Source organism: Virgibacillus sp. 7505, from assembly GCF_002272135.1.
Classification (GTDB): Bacteria; Bacillota; Bacilli; order Bacillales; family Amphibacillaceae; genus Terribacillus.
On sequence record NZ_NPBF01000022.1, the window covers coordinates 130,529 to 151,664 of the forward strand.

At 45.2% G+C, this 21,136-nt stretch carries 19 protein-coding genes and 1 pseudogene; all 20 read left to right on the forward strand.

Translation table 11 applies throughout. The features are described 5' to 3' along the window. Nucleotides 1-72 precede the first annotated feature (72 nt). Entirely contained in the window at nt 73-651 is a 579-nt protein-coding gene (gene pgsA, locus CHH91_RS09350; RefSeq protein WP_095223181.1) for a CDP-diacylglycerol--glycerol-3-phosphate 3-phosphatidyltransferase, read from the forward strand. Nucleotide 652: 1 nt separating this feature from the next. Continuing rightward, on the forward strand, nt 653-1,900 hold the full coding sequence (locus tag CHH91_RS09355) for a competence/damage-inducible protein A (protein WP_095223182.1): 1,248 nt from the start codon (nt 653-655) through the stop codon (nt 1,898-1,900). 166 nt (nt 1,901-2,066) lie between these two features. Further along, entirely contained in the window at nt 2,067-3,110 is a 1,044-nt protein-coding gene (recA, locus tag CHH91_RS09360) for a recombinase RecA (RefSeq protein WP_095223183.1), read from the forward strand. A 217-nt stretch (nt 3,111-3,327) separates the two neighbouring features. Then, nucleotides 3,328-4,890 (forward strand): ribonuclease Y, encoded by a 1,563-nt coding sequence (rny, locus tag CHH91_RS09365; protein WP_095223184.1) that lies wholly within the window; start codon nt 3,328-3,330, stop codon nt 4,888-4,890. Nucleotides 4,891-4,966: 76 nt separating this feature from the next. After that, a complete protein-coding gene (locus CHH91_RS09370; RefSeq protein WP_095223185.1) occupies nt 4,967-5,764 on the forward strand; it encodes a TIGR00282 family metallophosphoesterase in 798 nt (265 codons plus the stop codon). Between the two features lie 155 nt (nt 5,765-5,919). Then, on the forward strand, nt 5,920-6,180 hold the full coding sequence (locus tag CHH91_RS09375) for a stage V sporulation protein S (protein WP_093726526.1): 261 nt from the start codon (nt 5,920-5,922) through the stop codon (nt 6,178-6,180). A gap of 104 nt (nt 6,181-6,284) precedes the next feature. Beyond that, complete coding sequence (gene miaB, locus CHH91_RS09380) at nt 6,285-7,844, forward strand: tRNA (N6-isopentenyl adenosine(37)-C2)-methylthiotransferase MiaB (RefSeq protein WP_095223186.1); 1,560 nt, start codon at nt 6,285-6,287, stop codon at nt 7,842-7,844. After that, nucleotides 7,844-8,206 (forward strand): YlbF/YmcA family competence regulator, encoded by a 363-nt coding sequence (locus tag CHH91_RS09385; RefSeq protein ID WP_095223187.1) that lies wholly within the window; start codon nt 7,844-7,846, stop codon nt 8,204-8,206. The genes miaB and CHH91_RS09385 overlap by 1 nt, the downstream gene beginning before the upstream one ends. Nucleotides 8,207-8,388: 182 nt before the next feature. Next, on the forward strand, nt 8,389-8,964 hold the full coding sequence (cotE, locus tag CHH91_RS09390; protein WP_095223188.1) for an outer spore coat protein CotE: 576 nt from the start codon (nt 8,389-8,391) through the stop codon (nt 8,962-8,964). A 115-nt stretch (nt 8,965-9,079) separates the two neighbouring features. Next, the gene (gene mutS, locus CHH91_RS09395) at nt 9,080-11,674 is read left to right on the forward strand and encodes a DNA mismatch repair protein MutS (RefSeq protein WP_095223189.1); all 2,595 of its coding nucleotides are present in this window, start codon (nt 9,080-9,082) and stop codon (nt 11,672-11,674) included. Nucleotides 11,675-11,686: 12 nt separating this feature from the next. Further along, nucleotides 11,687-13,519: a DNA mismatch repair endonuclease MutL gene (mutL, locus tag CHH91_RS09400; protein ID WP_095223190.1), complete on the forward strand. Its 1,833-nt coding sequence runs from the start codon at nt 11,687-11,689 to the stop codon at nt 13,517-13,519. 110 nt (nt 13,520-13,629) lie between these two features. Continuing rightward, nucleotides 13,630-14,025, forward strand: a pseudogene (locus tag CHH91_RS21235) (M23 family metallopeptidase); the annotation flags it as partial. After that, on the forward strand, nt 14,002-14,253 hold the full coding sequence (locus tag CHH91_RS21240) for a peptidoglycan-binding domain-containing protein (RefSeq protein ID WP_286160737.1): 252 nt from the start codon (nt 14,002-14,004) through the stop codon (nt 14,251-14,253). The pseudogene CHH91_RS21235 and the gene CHH91_RS21240, both read left to right, overlap by 24 nt. A gap of 36 nt (nt 14,254-14,289) precedes the next feature. After that, the gene (locus CHH91_RS09410; RefSeq protein WP_095223191.1) at nt 14,290-14,745 is read left to right on the forward strand and encodes a Dps family protein; all 456 of its coding nucleotides are present in this window, start codon (nt 14,290-14,292) and stop codon (nt 14,743-14,745) included. 64 nt (nt 14,746-14,809) lie between these two features. Beyond that, nucleotides 14,810-15,760, forward strand: a complete 951-nt coding sequence (miaA, locus tag CHH91_RS09415) for a tRNA (adenosine(37)-N6)-dimethylallyltransferase MiaA (RefSeq protein ID WP_286160735.1) — start codon at nt 14,810-14,812, stop codon at nt 15,758-15,760. A gap of 41 nt (nt 15,761-15,801) precedes the next feature. Continuing rightward, the gene (gene hfq, locus CHH91_RS09420) at nt 15,802-16,035 is read left to right on the forward strand and encodes an RNA chaperone Hfq (RefSeq protein ID WP_038560416.1); all 234 of its coding nucleotides are present in this window, start codon (nt 15,802-15,804) and stop codon (nt 16,033-16,035) included. Between the two features lie 142 nt (nt 16,036-16,177). Beyond that, nucleotides 16,178-17,098, forward strand: a complete 921-nt coding sequence (locus CHH91_RS09425; RefSeq protein ID WP_141234149.1) for an AAA family ATPase — start codon at nt 16,178-16,180, stop codon at nt 17,096-17,098. A gap of 190 nt (nt 17,099-17,288) precedes the next feature. Beyond that, nucleotides 17,289-18,851, forward strand: a complete 1,563-nt coding sequence (locus CHH91_RS09430; RefSeq protein WP_483372393.1) for a spore germination protein — start codon at nt 17,289-17,291, stop codon at nt 18,849-18,851. 12 nt (nt 18,852-18,863) lie between these two features. Further along, nucleotides 18,864-19,976, forward strand: a complete 1,113-nt coding sequence (locus CHH91_RS09435) for a GerAB/ArcD/ProY family transporter (protein ID WP_095223193.1) — start codon at nt 18,864-18,866, stop codon at nt 19,974-19,976. Beyond that, the gene (locus tag CHH91_RS09440; RefSeq protein ID WP_095223194.1) at nt 19,966-21,093 is read left to right on the forward strand and encodes a Ger(x)C family spore germination protein; all 1,128 of its coding nucleotides are present in this window, start codon (nt 19,966-19,968) and stop codon (nt 21,091-21,093) included. Before CHH91_RS09435 ends, CHH91_RS09440 begins: the two co-directional genes overlap by 11 nt. Nucleotides 21,094-21,136: the final 43 nt, after the last annotated feature.

Genomic DNA, 21,136 nt, shown 5'->3' on the forward strand with positions numbered 1-21,136 from the left:
TAAAAGTTAAACCCTTTACGTTTATGGAAAGGGTTTAACTTATGTTTATCTGTACATACATAGGAGGCAGACATGAATATACCTAATAAAATTACTTTATCCCGAATTTTCCTGATCCCGATTTTCATTATCCTGCTGGCAGTCCCATTTGATTGGGGAACAATCGATATTGGTGACACAACACTCCCAGTGAACCATTTGGCTGGGGCGATTTTATTCATCATTGCATCATGTACGGACTGGGTGGATGGTTACTATGCCCGCAAATATAATCTGGTAACTAATCTTGGGAAATTCCTTGATCCACTAGCAGATAAGCTACTTGTTTCAGCTGCGCTCATTTTACTGGTACAATTAGACTTAGCGCCGGCTTGGATCACAATCGTCATCATCAGCCGTGAATTTGCTGTTACAGGATTGCGTCTTGTTGCCGCAGGTGAAGGTCTTGTAATGGCAGCAGGTAAAATGGGTAAGCAGAAAACGGCGGTTCAAATTGTTGCTATCAGCGCATTGCTGCTGCATAATTGGCCGTTTTCATATCTCGGTTTTCCGTTTGCTACGATTTGCCTGTATCTTGCACTGATTCTGACGGTCGTGTCCGGAGTCGACTACTTTGTTAGAAACTGGAGTGTCATGAAGGAGTCGAAATAAAATGAAGCAAATCAATGCAGAAGTGATAGCTGTAGGAACAGAGATTCTCATAGGTCAAATCAACAATACGAATGCACAATGGATTTCCAAGCTACTGGCTGATAACGGAATCAACGTATTTTATCATCACGTGGTAGGCGATAATCTTGCTCGTGTGCAATCGTCCTTCGCAAAAGCGCAGCGTGATGCAGACCTGGTGCTCGTAACTGGCGGACTCGGCCCGACAGAGGATGATCTGACAAGGGAAGCCTTTCAGCTCATATCCGGCCTAGAGATGCATGAAGACAAAGTTTCCATGGATCGTATCAAAGAGTTCTTTGTTAAACGAGGCCGTACGATGTCTCCGAACAACCATAAGCAAGCCCGTGTGTTTGAAGGTGCAAAAGTACTGGAAAATACAGTCGGTATGGCGCCAGGCATGCTTGTAGAGCATGATGGAGTGGTATGGGCGTTTATGCCAGGTGTTCCTCGTGAAATGAAGCAGATCATGTCTGATCATGTTATGCCTTATGTTCGTGAGAAATATCAGCTTCAATCTGTGTTGCAGTCCCGCTTGCTTCATTTCATCGGAATTGGGGAATCACAGCTTGAAACGGACTTGCTTGATTTGATCCAAGTACAGGAAAATCCAACGATTGCAACGTATGCCTCTGAAGGGGAAGTTGCTGTGCGGCTTACAGCCCGTGCAGGAACGAAGGAAGAAGCTGACCGTTTGATCGATGTCATTGAAAAAGAAGTGATGGAGCGCGTCGGTCAATACTTTTACGGCTACGATGAAACATCTGTTCAGCAGCAAGTGTTCGAGCTGCTGAAGAAACGGCAGTTTACATTGGCCAGTGCAGAAAGCCTGACAGGCGGACTGTTCGCGGATGCCCTCGTTTCCTTGAGCGGCGCTTCCGAGGTCTTCCTTGGCAGCTTTGTCACGTATGCACCTAGCATGAAACAGCACGTGCTTGGCGTGAAGGAGGAAACGATTCAGAAGGAAGGCACTGTAAGTGAGCAATGTGCCATAGAAATGGCCGAAAATGCAGTGCGCCTTACGGGAGCCGATATCGGTATCAGTTTCACTGGTGTTGCCGGCCCGGATAGTTCCGAAGGCAAGGAGCCTGGAACTGTCTATATCAGCCTTCATGAAAAAGGCAAACAGACACGTACTACGGAGCTCTCCATTCGGAGCTCGCGTCAAGGTGTACGGGCGCAAGCGGTGAAGAAAGGCTTCGATATGCTGTTCCATTATTTAAAATCGTGATTTGACACTTGTTTGAAGCGGATAAATGTTCTTTTTACCTGAATGAATTGTCTTTATTGGTGTGTTCGGGAGAAATAAAAAAAGGGAACATTTATTCGCTTTTTGCTTGTTATATCTCAAAAAACAAGTTAGAATAGATATAGATAATCCAAAGGAGGAAATACATTTGAGTGAACGTAAACAAGCCCTTGATATGGCTTTGAGACAAATAGAGAAACAATTCGGGAAAGGTTCCATTATGAAACTAGGCGAAAGAGCAGAACAGAAGGTTTCTACTGTTTCCAGCGGCTCTCTTGCCCTTGATATCGCACTTGGTGTAGGCGGATATCCTAAAGGCCGTGTTATCGAGATTTATGGACCTGAATCCTCTGGTAAAACAACTGTTGCCCTGCATGCAATTGCAGAAGCACAGCGCAATGGCGGACAAGCAGCTTTCATCGATGCAGAGCATGCGCTTGATCCAGTTTATGCACAGAAGCTAGGAGTCAATATCGACGAGCTTTTGCTTTCTCAGCCAGATACAGGAGAACAAGCATTGGAAATCGCCGAGGCGCTTGTACGAAGCGGAGCGGTTGACATCGTCGTTGTCGACTCAGTAGCAGCCCTTGTACCGAAAGCGGAGATCGAAGGGGAAATGGGAGATGCTCACGTTGGTTTGCAGGCTCGTTTGATGTCTCAGGCGCTTCGTAAATTGTCCGGAGCAATCAACAAGTCCAAAACGACTGCTATCTTCATCAACCAGATTCGTGAGAAAGTCGGCGTAATGTTCGGTAACCCGGAAACAACACCTGGTGGACGCGCACTTAAATTCTATTCCTCTGTCCGTTTGGAAGTACGCCGTGCTGAGACTCTAAAGCAAGGCAATGACATGGTCGGTAACAAAACGAGAATTAAAGTAGTGAAAAATAAAGTAGCTCCGCCGTTCAAACAAGCGGAAGTAGATATTATGTACGGAGAAGGGATTTCCAGAGAAGGGGAACTCATCGATATCGCAAGCGACTTGGATATTGTTCAGAAAAGCGGAGCGTGGTACTCCTATAATGAGGAGCGTCTTGGCCAAGGACGTGAAAATGCGAAGCAGTTCCTGAAAGAGAACCCGGAAATTGCTACGACAATTCAGATGACTGTACGCGACCACTATAACTTAGATGCAGATAAGAAGCTGCCGGAAGAGGCGCTGTCAGAAGAACAGGAATCATTGGATATGTAAGAAAGAGCCTTCGGTTACAGCCGAAGGCTTTTTATATAGGATAATCTGCTAGTACTTTCCATGTTTTCTTGACAACATGCGAACACAGGATTAAAATTGATTTGTATAATTCTCTTTTTTATTATACTTCTCAAAGGTTACCATAGTTTTTTTATGAAAAACATTGTGCATGCCGACAGACATGTTTGTACAATTTCATAGCAGGGGAGGTGAAATCATGGAACTATTTTACCTAATCATCTCCATTTTGCTTGCTCTAATCGTCGGTGGTGTTGTTGGTTATCTTGTTCGCAAATCTATTGCTGAGAAAAAGATCTCCAGTGCGGAGGAATTGGCGAAGCAAATAGTAGAAGAAGGCCATCGCAATGCGGAAACGTCTAAGAAGGAAGCACTTCTCGAAGCGAAGGATGAGAACTTCCAGCTGCGTCAGCAGACGGAGCAGGAATTACGTGAGCGTCGTCTTGAACTGCAGAAGCAGGAAAACCGTCTGATGCAGAAAGAAGAGAATCTGGACCGTAAAAGCGATACGCTTGATAAGCGTGAAGTTACGTTAGAGAAAAAGGAACAATTATTAGCTGAAAAACAACAACAAATTGAAGAATTGGAAAGCAAAGTGGAAGTCTTGGTGAAAGAACAGCAGCTCGAATTGGAGCGGATTTCCGGCTATACGTCTGATGAAGCACGTCAAATCGTGCTGGATAAAGTCGAGAAGGAAGTTGCCTTCGATGCAGCTGTCATGATCAAAGATGCGGAACATCGTGCCAAGGATGAGGCCGATAAGAAAGCGAAGAGCATTCTTTCCCTTGCACTTCAGCGCTGCGCAGCCGATCACGTTGCGGAAACGACTGTATCAGTCGTGAACTTGCCGAATGACGAGATGAAAGGACGCATTATCGGACGGGAAGGCCGTAACATTCGTACGTTAGAAACGCTTACAGGAATTGATCTGATCATTGATGATACACCTGAAGCGGTCATCCTGTCCGGTTTTGATCCTGTCCGTCGTGAGATCGCACGAATCGCACTCGAGAAACTTGTCCAGGATGGACGTATCCACCCAGCTCGTATCGAGGAAATGGTGGAGAAATCCAGACGCGAAGTGGATGAGTATATTCGCGAGATAGGTGAGGAGACGACCTTCGAAGTTGGTGTACACGGTTTGCATCCGGATCTTGTTAAGATACTCGGAAGATTGAAGTATCGCACAAGTTACGGCCAGAACGTATTGAAGCACTCGACAGAAGTCGCTTACCTAGCAGGATTGCTGGCAGCTGAGCTTGGCGAGGACGTTACCTTGGCAAGACGTGCAGGTTTACTGCATGATATCGGTAAAGCAATCGACCACGAAGTCGAAGGCAGCCACGTTGAAATCGGGAAAGAACTCGCAATCAAATACAAAGAGCATCCGGTGGTCATCAACAGCATCGCTTCCCACCACGGGGATGAGGAAGCAACATCGATTATTGCAGTGCTTGTTGCTGCAGCAGATGCCCTTTCCGCAGCCCGTCCGGGAGCGAGAAGCGAGACACTGGAGAACTACATCAAGCGTCTGGAGAAACTGGAGGAGATTTCAGAATCCTTCCAGGGTGTGGAGAAATCCTTCGCAATTCAGGCTGGACGTGAGATTCGTATCATGGTTAAACCGGATGAAATCAACGACTTGGAATCCATCAAAGTCGCACGGGATATCCGGAAACGTATTGAAAGCGAGTTGGATTATCCAGGACATATTAAAGTCACGGTTATCCGGGAAACACGCGCAGTTGAATATGCAAAATAAGAAAGCGGCCCTGTGCCGCTTTTTTTAGTGTTAAACTATATCTATTACAAGTTGAGATGCAGAAAGGGATTTGATTATGAAGTTATTATTTATCGGAGATGTTGTCGGCGAGCCGGGACGTCAGATGGTTCAAGAATATTTACCGCGCTTGAAGCAGCGTTTTCAGCCGCAGCTTACCATTATAAATGGAGAAAATAGCGCTGACGGTAAAGGTATCAATGAGCAGATTTATAAGCAGTTCCTTGAATGGGGAGCACAAGCGATCACCATGGGTAACCATACATGGGATAAGCGGGATATATTTGAATTCATCGATGATGCAAAGTACCTTGTCCGTCCATCAAATTTACCGCCAGGTACACCTGGTAAAGGGATTATTTATGTGAAGGTGAATCAGCATGAAGTAGCTATCATCAATTTGCTGGCAAGAACGTTCATGATGCCTGCAGATGATCCATTCCGTGAAGCTGATCGCCTCATTGAAGAGGCACGTAAACGGACGAATTTGATTTTCGTCGACTTCCACGGAGAAGCAACCAGTGAGAAGCAAGCTTTTGGATGGTATGTCGATGGACGTGTCAGTGCTGTTGTTGGTACCCACACACATACGCAGACAGCTGATGAACGGATATTACCGTCTGGGACGGCATATATTTCCGACGCCGGAATGACAGGGCCATATGAAGCGATCCTCGGGATGGAGCGGGAAGCAGTCATTAAAAGATTCCTTACAGGTCTCCCGGTACGTTTTGAAGTACCAAAAAAGGGTAAATCACAATTAAATGGAGTAGTAATCGATCTGGATCCGCAAACGGGGAAGGCTTCTTCCATCAAACGCATCCTGATCAATGATGACCACCCGTACATGGATTGATCTTTGCTGCTCCTTCACTAGGTCTTTTGTTTACAGTATGAACCAGTACAGGCCGTATCACTTTTTTCAGACATCGCCCGAAATGGGCATATCTACTATCTTGCAGAAATATAGTAAAAAGGAAAGTAGCCCAGTAAACGAAGGAGGTACCAGTGTTGGATATACTAAAAGTTTCAGCGAAATCCAATCCAAACTCAGTAGCAGGCGCACTTGCGAACGTATTAAGAGAACGTGGCTCAGCGGAAATCCAGGCAATCGGAGCAGGAGCACTCAATCAATCAGTGAAAGCTGTCGCCATTGCGAGAGGCTTTGTTGCCCCGAGTGGTGTTGATTTGGTTTGTATCCCGGCATTTACGGATATAATGATCGACAATGAAGAACGGACTGCCATCAAATTGATAGTAGAACCACGATAAGTCCCGCCAAAGGCGGGGCTTTTTTTATTTCCAATACTTGGACACAGCATCATGCATTGGTATACTGGAGACAAACGCAAGAATGAATGGGGGAGCAGGAATAAGTGAATGAAGAACAGCGTAAATCCGTGAGTTTGATAGCTGCAGAACAGTCCAAACAAGTTGAGAAGCCGCTGCATGAGAAGACTACAGACGATTTCGCGAAGTATTTCCAGACGACGTATCAGCCGCCGAATTTGAAGCAGGCGAAGAAGCGGCGCAGAGAAGATGTTACGTTCCATTATGATTTCACGATTCCCCCAGAAATGCAGCAAGCAGGTCTTGGAAAAAAGTTCCTCATCCGTACGTACGGATGCCAAATGAATGAACATGATACCGAAGTGATGGCTGGACTGTTCATGGAAATGGGATATTCTCCGACAACTGAAACAAATGAGGCAGATGTGATCCTTCTCAATACTTGTGCCATACGAGAGAATGCTGAGAATAAAGTGTTCGGTGAGATTGGTCATCTGAAGCCATTGAAGCTGGAGAAGCCGGATTTGATTATCGGAGTATGCGGATGTATGTCCCAGGAGGAAGCAGTTGTAAACCGAATTTTGAATAAGCATCATCATATTGATTTGATTTTTGGGACACATAATATCCACCGGCTTCCTCAGCTCTTGAAAGAAGCACAATTCAGCAAGGAAATGGTTTTGGAAGTATGGTCCAAAGAAGGCGATGTCATCGAGAACCTCCCAAAAGCACGAAAAGGAAAGATTAAGGCATGGGTCAATATCATGTATGGCTGCGATAAGTTCTGCACATATTGTATCGTCCCATACACGCGCGGTAAGGAGCGGAGCCGGCGTCCAGAGGATATCATCCAGGAAGTGCGACAACTGGCGGCTCAAGGATATCAGGAGATCACACTGCTGGGTCAGAATGTGAACGCGTACGGTAAAGATTTGCCTGATCTTGATTTTGGCCTTGGGAATCTTATGAATGAAATCAAGAAGATTGATATACCGCGAGTGCGTTTCACGACTTCCCATCCACGGGACTTTGATGATAAACTAATAGAGGTACTAGCCCAAGGCGGGAATCTTCTTGATCACATACATTTGCCTGTTCAATCCGGGAGCAGTGACATACTCCGGCTAATGGCCCGGCGCTATACGAGGGAGGAGTACTTGACTCTTGTAAAGAAAATCAGACGTTCTATTCCGAATGTTACACTTACGACAGATATCATTGTCGGTTTTCCGAATGAGACCGAGGAGCAGTTTCAGGAAACATTAACTCTTGTAGAGGAAGTCGGTTTTGAGGCCGCATATACGTATATTTATTCTCCTCGTGAAGGGACACCTTCTGCCAAATGGGAGGATAATGTCCCTATGGAAGTGAAAAGAGAGCGCCTGCAGCGATTAAATAGGGTGATAGACGAACATGCAGCGAAGTCGATGCGTGCTTATGAAGGCAAGATCGTGCAAGTGCTAGTCGAGGGGGAAAGCAAGCGGAACCCCGACGTGCTGGCTGGTTATACCGAGAAAAACAAGCTAGTCAATTTCCGAGGACCAAAGTCGGTGGTCGGCAAGATCGTCCCCGTTCGGATAAAACAAGCCAAAACATGGTCGCTCGATGGAGAATTAACAGAAACAACAGCGGAGGTACACATATAATGAGTTATTCCACCGAAGATATCCTCAAACAAGCCGAAGTGTTGGCTGAAGACATGGGCAATCTGGATGAGATTGAACATTTCCACCAGCTGGAATCGAAGCTTAATGAGAACAAAAAGGTGCAAACATATATCAATCAAATTAAAATGAAGCAAAAGCAAGCTGTCAATTTGCAGGCTTATGGCAAACGGGAAGCCCAGCAGCAGATGGAAAAGGAAATTGATGATCTGCAAGCAAAGATCGACAGCATACCTGTCGTCCAGGAATTCAAAGAATCCCAGGTTATCACGAATCATATTCTGCAGAGCATTTCCCAAAATATCCAGCAGACGGTCTTTCAGGATGAAGAAACGGACAAATAAGTCCGTTTCTTTTTTTAAAAATCCACTTGGGCCCGACAGTCGGCAAGATTCTATAACCTCTTTTTAGGCAGTTGCATAGAATGAAGGAGCGTCCAGCTGTGGTGGGAGATTGTATTTTTTCTGACACCATAGGTGAACACCCTGCATAACATGACTATGTAAAAAGAGGAGGTTTTTGCAAGATGGGTTTTCTAGAGCAGAATTACCGTGAGATCATTACGAAAGCGGTCATCGGCCGCGGACGTAAATTCAGCAAGAATATCGATCATATCCGACCGGAACACAAACCATCAAGCATCCTTGGCTGCTGGATCATCAACCACCGCTATCATGCAAAAAAGAAAGGCGATAAAGGGGTGGAAGTAGTCGGTTCCTATGATGTCAACGTTTGGTATTCGTACAATGATAATACGAAAACGCACGTTGTTTCGGAGAAAGTCGAGTATAAGGAATTGGTCAAATTAAGCATCAAAGACGAGAACTGCCTTGACGACGATTATGATGTTTATGCGAAAGCAATTCAGCAGCCGAACTGCCTGGAATGCAAGATCGTACAGCACGGACAGAAAATTTTCGTCGAAGTGGAGAAGGAATTCCTTGTGGAAGTTATCGGGGAAACGAAGCTTTGTGTAAAAGTAGATCCTGATGGCTGTCTAGTGGAGGATGTAGAAGAAGAGTGGGATTACGAGCTGACGGAAGATGATTTCAAAGATGTAGATCCGGACTTCTTGGATAAAAAGGATGACGATGAAGACTGAACGAGAGCAGATGCTCTCGTTTTTTGTTTTATTCAGAATGACACTGCAAGAAGAAACAGAGAAAATACCTGTGTTATAATAGGACTAATTGCAATGAAACAGAGGAGTAGGAAATATGGCAGGTTACACACCGATGATGCAGCAATATTTAAGAATAAAAGCCGATTATAAGGATGCATTCCTTTTCTTCCGGCTTGGGGATTTCTATGAGATGTTCTTCGATGATGCGCTGAAAGCCACAAAAGAACTGGAAATCACTTTAACAAGCAAGAATGCAGGTGTTGAGGAGAAAGTGCCGATGTGCGGCGTTCCGTATCACTCGGCTGATAATTATATAAGAACACTTGTTTCGCGCGGCTATAAAGTAGCCATCTGTGAACAAGTGGAAGATCCGAAGACAGCCAAAGGGGTTGTAAAACGGGAAGTAGTCCAGCTGATCACACCGGGTACTGTCATGGAAAACGGTATGCTGGATGAAAAGGAGAATAATTACCTCGCGGCTGTACACGAAAACAGTGACCGTACATACAGTCTTGTCTATCATGACCTATCTACGGGAGAAAATCGGGCAGCATTGCTTGAAGGCGGCTTTGATAGTCTTTTAAGCGAGCTTTACAACCAGCCGGTACGAGAAATCGTTATTAGCGAAGAGCTGGATCAACAGCTGCAGGAAGCACTGCAGGTCCGCCTTGGTGTCACATTATCCTATCAAGATAATGCCAGTACAAGCACATCTCATGAAAAACTTACTGGAAACGTGACCGATGTAAGATTGCTAGATTGCTTCAGTATGCTGTTAAACTATGTGGAACGCACGCAGAAGCGGGGCTTGGATCATTTGAAGCCGCTTCAAGTAATGGAGCTTAAACACTTCATGACGCTGGATATGTATTCAAAGCGCAATTTAGAGCTTACAGAGACGATTTTGAAGAAAGGCAAGCACGGAAGCCTTTTATGGGTGCTCGATGACACAGTTACAGCAATGGGAGCACGGATGCTGAAGAAATGGCTGGAGCGGCCGCTGCTTCAGAAAGAAGCGATAACCAAGCGTCAGGATTTAGTCCAAGCATTTCTCGATCACTTCTTCGAGCGTGATACAATCCGACAGCATTTACAATCTGTTTATGATATCGAGAGACTTTCCGGCCGGGTTGCTTTTGGTAATGTCAATGCCAGAGATCTTCTGCAGCTGAAACGCACTTTGGAGAAACTGCCTGAATTGAAGCAGGTCTTGTCAGGCTTCGAGGAAGAAGAAGTACAGCAAATGGGCAGGGAGCTTAATCCATTGCCGGAGCTGAGCGAGTATCTTGAGAAAAGCTTGCACGAAGATGCACCGATCGGTGTGCGGGAAGGCGGTATCTTGAAGGACGGTTTCCATGAACAGCTGGATACGTACCGGGATGCTTCAAGAAACGGAAAGCAATGGATTGCAGCGCTGGAACAGCGTGAGCGTGAGGAAACTGGCATCAAATCGCTTAAAGTCGGCTATAACAAAGTATTCGGCTATTATATCGAAGTGACCCGGGCGAATTTGCACCTGCTGCCTGAAGGGAAATACGAGCGCAAACAAACGCTCAGTAACGCAGAACGCTTCATCACGCCGGAATTGAAGGAAAAAGAAGCACTCATCCTGGAAGCGCAGGAAAAGAGCGTGGAACTAGAGTATAACTTGTTCATGGAAATTCGGGATCATGTCAAAACGTACATCCCTGCTCTTCAGCTGCTTGCAGATCAAATCAGTCAACTGGATGTGCTGCAAAGCTTCGCAGAAGTGAGTGAAAAGCAGCGATATGCTCGTCCGACATTCAATGGTGATCGGTCCGTGGCAATTACAGAAGGACGTCATCCGGTCATTGAAAAAGTAATGAAGACAGGGCAGTTCGTACCAAATGATGTGCAGATGGGAAATTCATCTGATATCCTGCTGATCACTGGCCCGAATATGAGTGGTAAAAGTACTTATATGCGCCAAGTGGCATTGACAAGCATCATGGCACAAATCGGCTGCTTCGTTCCATGTGAAGCTGCTGATCTCCCGCTGTTTGATCAAATTTTCACTCGTATCGGTGCAGCAGATGATCTTGTGTCTGGTCAGAGTACATTTATGGTCGAGATGCTGGAGTCGAGGCATGCCTTGGAGCACGCCACTGATAGGAGTCTTATTCTGCTGGATGAAATCGGCAGAGGGACTAGCACATATGATGGAATGGCATTGGCGCAAGCCATCATTGAGTATGTTCATAACAATATCCATGCCAAGACATTATTCTCTACCCATTATCATGAGCTTACGAGTCTTGAAGAGGACCTGGATAAACTCCGAAATGTCCACGTACGGGCAGAAGAACATGATGGCAATGTAGTATTCCTCCATCAAATCCGTGAAGGAGCGGCAGATGAAAGCTATGGCATTCACGTTGCGAAATTGGCTAAGCTGCCTGACAGTCTCATTCAGAGAGCTTCCCATATTCTCAACGAACTGGAAGGACAGGGAGAAAAGCCAGCTGTCTCCAAGCCGGCAGCGAAAGAGCAGGAGGATATCCAGCTATCATTCTTCTCAGAGCCTGAACCTGAAAAGGAAAAAACGAAACAGGACGATAAGAACGATAAAGTGATAGCGGAGCTCACATCAATCAATCTGATGGAGCAGACACCGCTTGAAGCTATGAATCTATTATATAAATTGCAGCAAATGGCAACAAAAAAGTAAGGAGGTTCCCAAATGGCGATTCAATTGATGCCGGATGATTTAGCAAATAAGATTGCAGCGGGTGAAGTGGTCGAGCGACCGGCTTCGGTCGTCAAGGAACTGGTAGAAAACAGTATCGATGCAGGAAGTACAGTCATCAAGGTGGCAGTCCAGGAAGCAGGGCTCACAGAGATCAATATTGTTGACAATGGAGATGGCATGGAGCCAGATGATGTGGAACGGGCATTTTTCCGTCACGCCACAAGTAAGATACGGAATGAGCATGATTTGTTCCATGTCCGCACACTTGGGTTTAGGGGGGAAGCATTGGCCAGTATTGCAGCGGTAAGCCAGCTTGAAATCAAGACAAGCACAGGTGAGGATGCTGGTGTGAAGCTTGTGATGGAGGGTGGTACCATCAAAGAAAGAGGCAAATGCGACGCGCGTAAAGGAACCGAAATGACGGTACGGCATTTGTTCTTCAATACACCGGCCCGCCTGAAGTATATGAAAACCATCCATACCGAACTTGGCCATGTATCAGAAGTAATCAACCGGCTTGCACTTGCTCATCCGGAGATTCGTTTTGAACTGACCCATAACGATAAACCAATGTTCCAGTCATCTGGCCGAGGAGATATGCTGCAGATTGCTGCTCAGATTTATGGTAATTCTGTCGCAAAAAAAATGGTCCGAGCATCACACGAAACATTGGATTATAAGCTGGAAGTTTTCGCTGCCAAACCAGAAATAAATCGTGCGTCACGTCAGTATGTATCGTTTATCGTCAATGGCAGGTACATTCGAAATCCAGTCTTGGCGAAAGCGGTTATGCAGGCATACCATACGCTGTTGCCTATCGGCAGATTCCCTCTCGCCGTTATTTCTATCGAGATGGATCCCATTCTTGTTGACGTCAATGTGCATCCAGCTAAGCTGGAAGTACGTTTCAGCAAAGAAAAGGAATTATTTGATGCTGTTGAGCAGCTTGTCTCAAAAGCGCTCCGACAGCAGCGGCTCATTCCGGAAGCAGTCGCACCTAAACAGAAGAAAATACAAGAAAAAAGTGAACAGCAAAGCTTCACTTTCTTTGAAAGTAAACCAGCTAAAGAACCAGAAATACAACAAGAGCAATGGTTCTTTGATAAAGTGAAAGAAACAGTCCCTCCGATCATCGAGGAGCAGAAGCAAGATCCTGAACCTGGGATATTCAATGATTCATCTCCTGATATAGTGCAGGAACAGGAGTATGTACCAGCAGAGAAAGAAAGTGAGCCGGAATATGCGGTACCGGCTATGTATCCGATTGGTCAGCACCATGGTACGTATATTCTTGCTGAAAATGAAGAGGGTCTTTTCCTCATCGATCAGCATGCTGCGCAGGAACGTATTAAATATGAATATTACCGGGAAAAAATCGGCGAAGTGGAAAAGGAGCTGCAGGAGCTGCTCATTCCGCTTACATTTGATTTTACCCAGCAGGAAGCATTGATAGTCGAACAACACAAGACAGAGCTTGAGGCAGTCGGGTTGTTTTTCGAATCGTTCGGGGGTCACACATATATCGTGCGTTCCCATCCGCAATGGTTCCCGAAAGGGTTCGAAGAGGAGATCATTCGGGAAATCGTCGAACAAGTGATGCAGGAAAGTAAAGCAGACATCCGAAAGCTGCGGGAAGAGGCAGCTATCATGATGTCCTGCAAGCGATCGATCAAAGCGAACCATCATCTGAATTATGACGATATGTTCCATCTCTTGGAAGAGCTCCGCACATCACAGGATCCGTTCACCTGTCCGCATGGGCGGCCAATTATCATCCGTTTTACTTCCTATGAACTGGAGAAGCTTTTCAAACGAGTACAATAGGCGCAGGCAACTGCGCCTTTTTTGCTTGTCTAGGTGTTCACCGCTCCGTCAATCATACAGCTCGCTTATACTATCCTGTAACCTAAAAATTGACAGGAAGGAGTATTCGTATGGCATTATTCATCCAACCGACCACAGGAAGGCTGACTAGCGGTTTTCGTGGTGCAAGATCGGACCATAATGGCGTCGACTGGGCTCAGTCTGGGACGGTGCGTATTGTCGCAGCGGCAGCAGGTACTGTCAGCCGGTCCTATGTATCAACATCATATGGTGAAGTTGTCTTCATTGTGCATCAGCTGAATGGTCAAACGTATGAAACAGTATATGCCCACATGCGATCGGGGTCTCGGCAAGTTCGTGCAGGTGATACTGTCAGACAAGGGCAATTCATCGGCTATATGGGTAATACAGGTGACTCCACTGGTCAGCATCTGCATTTTGAATTGCACAGAGGAAGATGGAATGTGGAAAAATCAAATGCCGTGAACCCGCTTAACTATATCGGTTCAACAGCAAGCAGCTCGCAGCAAACTGCAAGTACCCGATACCCAGGAAGCTATATCCGGACAGGTTCACGGGGTGAAAACGTCCGCCGCATCCAGCGGGCGTTAGGTATAACAGCAGACGGGATATTCGGACCAAATACAAGGCAGGCCGTCATCAATTTCCAGCGCAGCAACGGACTTGGAGTAGATGGCATTGTCGGTAGGGAAACTTGGAATAGATTGTTCTGATTTTGGGCATGCTGACAGCCAGAGGAGGCGTTAGCCATGCACAATCAGCATCTTGTAGACTTTCTTAACCAGCAGATAGCCAATGTGAATGTACTGCACGTAAAACTGCAGCGATACCATTGGTATGCAAAAGGTCCATACGGCTATGTAATGGAGCAATATACCGAGGATTTGCACGATCAGCTGGATGATATAAAGAAAAGCATAGGGAAACGAGTTCTTGCGATAGGCGGCCGGCCAATAGCGGTCATGAGCAAATTCCTGCAGGAGGCAACCATAAAGGAAGCCGAAGCAGATGATGAGGACTATGAGGTAGTCAAGACAATGCGTCATGATTACAGCCAGCTGGCACAAGAGATCAAAATCACCGGTATACCGCTTGCGAAAAGGCAGGAAGATGATGCGACCGTTGGTTTGCTTATTGATATCCTTGGCAGGCTGGAATACGAGGCGATCCGCTTGTCGAAATACCTTATTGATGCCGATCGATAAGCTGTGCGTGGCGCGCACGGCTTTTCGTTTATCTTTCTTTGCAGTGTTATGCTAAACTAATGACATGTTAAAGAAGGAGAATGACATGGACAAGCAGAAAGTAATCGTCGTTGTCGGGCCTACTGGTGTCGGCAAGACACAGCTGAGTATCGAAATTGCCAAGAGATTTGGCGGTGAGGTGATCAGCGGCGATTCCATGCAGATATACAGAAGCATGGATATTGGAACGGCAAAAGTAACCAAAGAAGAACAGCAAGGAATACCGCACCACTTGATTGATATCCGAAATCCGGATGAAAATTATTCAGCTGCTGATTTTCAAGCTGATGTAGAGGCCTGTGTTCAAGATATTGCAAGCCGAGGGAAACTGCCTATCATCGCAGGCGGGACCGGCTTATACATACAAGCAGCCCTTTATGCTTATGATTTTTCAGAAGCAAAACGAGATGACAGCTATCAGCAGCAGCTCGAGCAGGAAGCACAAACCCACGGCCAGCTTCACCTGCACAAACAGCTGCAGGCAGTCGATCCAGTGCAAGCGGAGCGCATCCACCCGAATAATGTCCGCCGCGTCATACGTGCGCTGGAAATATTCCACCGTACCGGCAAAAGAATGAGTGATCACGAAGAAACCGAGCTGGCTGCTCGATATGACGCTGCAATAATTGGGTTGGAGATGGACCGGGATCTTCTATATGAACAAATCAATCTGCGGGTTGATAAAATGCTTGCTGAAGGCTTGCTGGATGAAGTGAAGGGCCTGGTCGAACGCGGAATCCGGGATTCCCAATCCATGCGGGCAATCGGCTATAAGGAGTTTATTCCTTATCTGGAAGGGAAAATGGAATGGGAAGATACGGTTTCCCAGCTGAAGCAAAATAGTCGCAGGTATGCAAAACGGCAGTATACATGGTTCCGCAACAAAATGGATGTGGACTGGTATACTATCACACCTGCAACAAAAAATGAAAAATTTAGAATTATTTTAGAAGAACTTGCAGGAAAGCTGGAATAAAGGTAGAAATAGGAACCGTATAGAAATTAGGAGGGGAATAGATGTCTCAATCTGTTAATATCCAAGACCAATATCTGAATCAGCTACGTAAAGAACGTATGCAAGTCACAGTCTTCCTGACGAATGGCTTTCAAATCCGAGGTACGGTGAAGGCTTTTGACAATTTCACTGTATTGTTTGAAACGGAAGGCAGACAGCAATTAATCTTCAAACATGCGATTTCCACATTCTCCCCAGTAAAGAATGTATCGCTGGATTATAAAGAACAGAGCTAAGTCGAAGCGAGCGCCATATGGCGCTCGTTTTGTTTTGTGGTTGTAAAGCGTACGGCTTGTGAATAAAGTAGAAAAAGACCATTGGGCATTTGTCACGGCCTACCTGTCTTGAGCGTAGACTACAGCAGTGAGGGGTGATCATGTGGAAGCTCAAGTTACGAATGCAAAAGGGAAAATCAATATCGTCCTCAAAAACAGACAGCAGGAGACGGAGCAGCTGCAAAGTGGAACTGTTAAGCGCGATATCGATCCATTCCGTCATATCGACCAAGAATTCTCCGCCTTCATTGGAATGGAAAAGCTCAAAAAAACTATCAAAGAGATTTATGCAAATGTCCATATCAGCGGAAAACGGGAAGCAGCGGGCTTAAAACAAGAAAAGCAAGTGCTGCATATGCTGTTTGAAGGCAACCCCGGTACAGGGAAAACAACAGTAGCCCGTAAGCTTGCATCTGTCTTCCACGACATGAACGTGTTGGATAAAGGTCATTTCATCGAGGCGGAAAGAGCGGATTTAGTTGGGGAATATATCGGGCATACTGCTCAGAAAACGCGCGCGCTCGTCCAGCGGGCCATGGGCGGGATCCTGTTTATAGACGAGGCCTATTCGCTGGCCCGCGGCGGAGAAAAAGACTTCGGAAAAGAAGCGATTGATACACTTGTAAAACATATGGAGGATGCCTCCAACCGCTTCATACTTATCCTTGCGGGCTATCCAAGGGAAATGGGTCACTTCATGAGCTTGAATCCAGGTTTGCGATCACGCTTCCCTATTCAGCTCGAATTCCCTGATTATAAGTCCGAACAGCTTATGGATATCGCAAAAGGAATGCTAGCAGAAAAAGAGTACCAGCTGACGAAAGAAGCAGAATGGAAGCTTAAAGAAATCATCGTACAGCAAAAAGCTAAACGGACAGCAGATTTTTCGAACGCCCGGTTTGTGCGGAATATCATAGAAAAAGCAATTCGAATGCAAGCAGTTCGTCTTGTACGTCAAGATCACCATCTGTCGACTGAGGAATTGATGAAGGTGACTGTCGCTGATTTGACTCAAGAAGAATGACAGGTACAAAGAAGCTCGAGTGTGTAATGCACTTAGAGCTTTTTTTATGTTGTAAACGTTATTGTATAGCAGTATTTCACTGGGGCATCATACTTAGCAAGGAGTGCACATAATGGGAAATATACTGGATTTTCTTGTTCAAAGAGATGTTTGGTTAGGAACAATTATAGTTGTCTTGGTTCCAATTTTGCTGACCTTGCTAAGCAATAAGCTGAAAGAGCTACGAAAAAAGCCATATACACGTACAGAGCAGCATTTCATGCCGGATAATTTTGCGCTGTCTACAAAATTATCCGTCAATCTGAAAGAGCTGAAAGCAATTGTCGGTGACAGCTCTGATATCATTTATCGCCAGTTCAAACTGGGAAAGGATAATCGCAGCTGTGCTATCGTCCTAATTGATGGATTGGTTGATCAGCAGTTGCTGCAGCAATCCATTATGCATCCGCTGCTGCAAGCCAAGCAGTCTAAATCAGGACTGAATCTATTTAAAAGTGAAAGCATAAAGGATTATTTGCTGCATCATGCGATTGAGGTCAGTGATGTGAAAGCGATGAATGACTCCAATCAATTTGTCCGACAGCTTCTGTCGGGGTCTGTACTGCTTTTTGTTGATGGGCTGGATGAAGTTCTGGTTCTTAGCGTGAAAAAATGGCTTTCAAGAAGTTTGAATGAACCGATCACTGAAGCACTTGTCAGGGGACCGCGTTTAAGCTTTATAGAAAATATTAGGGACAATACGGCTATGCTGCGCAGAATGACGACAGACCCAAACTTGACCTTCAAAGACTTTGAGGTAGGGGAGCGGACGAAAAGGCAGCTCACCGTTGTGTATGTGAAAGACATTGCCAATGAAGAGTTGTTAGAAAACGTAAATAATCGAATTCAAAATATGGATATTGATCATGTAGCTGAATCAGGATATATTGAACAGCTAATCGAGGATGACTACCTGTCCATTTTTCCGCAAGTACAATCAACAGAACGTCCGGATCGAGTGATGGGGGCGATCTTGGAGGGGAGGGTTGCCATCTTGCTTGATGGTACATCCTATGCTTTGATAGTACCGGCAACCTTCTCCACGATGATGCAGTCGCCAGAGGATTACTACGAACGCTGGCTTCCAATGTCGCTCATTCGGATGCTGCGGTATGTAGCGGCCTTTCTTAGTATTTTCCTGCCGTCCTTTTATATTGCATTCGTCTCGTTTCATCAAGGCTTGATACCTACTGATTTGGCGTTGGCAATAGCCGGAACAAGAGTGGGTGTTCCTTTTCCAACGATCATTGAAGCGCTCTTGATGGAAATATCTATTGAATTGTTAAGGGAAGCAGGTCTTAGACTTCCGCGGCCTGTAGGACAAACTGTCGGTTTGGTGGGCGCCTTGATCATTGGGGAAGCGGCGGTACAAGCAGGTTTGGTCAGTCCGATTATGGTCATTGTCGTTGCAGCCACAGCCATAGCTTCCTTTGTCTCCCCGCACTACGCAGCAGGGATTGCACAAAGAGCACTCCGATTCCTTGCTATGTTTTCGGCTGCTTTTCTAGGTTTATATGGAATCAGTTTGTTCTTTTTATCTCTTTGTGTCCATGCGGTCAAGCTTCGGAGCTTTGGCGTACCATTTGTTACGCCGGGTACGCTTTATAGTAAAGACGACTGGAAGGACTTCTTTTTCCGTATGCCTTTGTTCACCATGAGAAATCGCCCTACTGAATATTTTCCGAAGGATCGGGTCAGAAGGAAGAAATATTAGGAGTTGCAGCATATGAAAATGGGAACGACACGGATTACGACGATACAAATGGTTGCGCTGCTTTCTTCAACTTTAATCGCTGCGGGTATCTTTACACTTCCAAGGAATTTGGCAATGGAAGTGGGGACTCCTGATATATGGGTGTGTGTGCTGCTGGGCGGTATATGCGGATATTTATCGTGTCTTATCATCATATCCTTAAGCCTTCGTTTTGAACGCCTTACCTTTTTTGAATTCAATAAGCTCATTGTCGGCAAGTGGCTGGGGACAATAATAAGTACTTGTTTTATCGGCTACGCACTCTTGATCGGTGCTTTTGAAATACGTTCCATGGGTGAACTGACACAGTTTTATCTGTTGGAAGAGACACCGCTCTGTGTCATTTTGATCAGCATGTACTGGATTGCAATTTACTTACTTGTAGGCGGCATTAATCCGATAGCGAGGCTGATCGAGCTATTGACACCTATTTGCTTAATTGTCTTCATATTAGTTTTTTGTCTTGGGTTTAAAGTTTTTGAGATAGACAATTTGCGGCCGTTATTCGGCCTTGGTCCAGTGCCGATACTGAAAGGGATAACTCCGACATTCCTTACTTTCAGTGGATTGGAATTTTTGCTCGTATTCATTGCCATGATGCAGAAACCGAAACAGGCAAAAAAGGTTGCGTTGATTGGATTAGCAATACCCGTATCTATTTACTTGTTATCAGTAATCATCATCACGGGTGGTCTGTCAGTTGAAAGAATGAAGCATCAGAAATGGCCTACTTTCGCCCTCATTCAAGAATATGAATACGAAGGCATTCTTTTTGAGCGTTTTGATTCCCTGTTTTTAGTCGTTTGGCTGATTCAGATGTTCACGACCTATGTAATCTGCCAGTATGTAGCGGCAAAGGGTATTTCTACACTGACGCGTATATCGTATAAAAAAGCTAACTATATACTGTTGGCTGCAGTTTATTTTATTTGTTTGATTCCTCAGGATTTGAATCAACTGGAAAAGATGGGGACGATTATTGGCTGGACAAGCTTTGTTTTTTCGTTTATTGTGCCGTCATTACTTCTGATAATTGCAGTTGTAAGAGGGCTGAAGCGAGGCGGTGAAGCAAAAAATGATTCGTAAAGTCTGCATTTGCTTAGTAGCCCTGTTATTCCTTTGCGGCTGCTGGGACAGCTCAGATATTGAAGACATGTCGTTTGTAATCGGGCTTGGGGTTGATAACAGCGAAAATGAACAGAATTCGATCAAACATACCACGCAGATTGCCGTCACGAAGAAAAAAGGAGAACAGGGAACAGCGCCTCAGGGAAAGATGTATCAAAACGTGATGCTTGAAGGTAGATCGATCCAGGATATCTTACGTAATATTTCTCTTCAGCTTCCGTATCCTGTATACACGGATCATTTGGAATGTATCATCATAAATGAAGAAGCAGCGAGCAAGTATGATTTATCTATTCTACTCGACCAGATGCTACGTGATAATGTCACTCGTTTGAGCCCTACAGTCGTTCTTAGCAAGCAGCAAGCCAGTGACGTGTTAAACACAAATATAGAAGGTGAGATACCTGGCAGCTACATCAGCAGTATTTTCGAGAATAAAACAAGCACGCTGAAAATTCTCCCGGAAGTACGTTTAGGGAAGATGGCTGCAAATCTCGCGTCTCAAACCAGCTTTTTGCTGCCAAATATCGATAAGCAAAAAAATATACTTAAAGTGGATGGAGCTGGTGTAATTAAAGGAAGAGAAAGAAAACTTACCGGTTTTTTGACAGAGGAAGAGGTGGAGGGGGTAAACTGGCTGACCGGGGAAGGAAAGGCTGGTTTACTGGAATTCGAGGACGAGAAAAAAAATACTATTGTTTATGAAGTACAAAATTATAAAACAAAGGTGGAGCCAAATTTTCAGAATGGCAGCCTATCTTTCCTAGTACAAATTAAAGCAGAGGGATGGATAACAGAAGATTGGTCTAAAGTAGCGCACAATTTGACGGAGAGTTATGTGAATGATCTGGAACGGCTGGGAGCAGATGAAGTCAAAAGGTTATCGGAAGGAACTCTAAAAAAACTTCAACAGGATTATAAGACTGATGTTGTGAATTTTTCTGAAAGCTTCCGAATAGCTTATCCTAGAGAATTTCAGAAAATGAAAGAGGATTGGGATAATTACTTTGCTAAAGCAGAAGTGAAGTACAATGTCAGCGTCAAGATTGTCAATACAGGTGATGTAGTGAAATAGATGATTTGATGACATTCAACTATTTATTATAACTACATCTTCA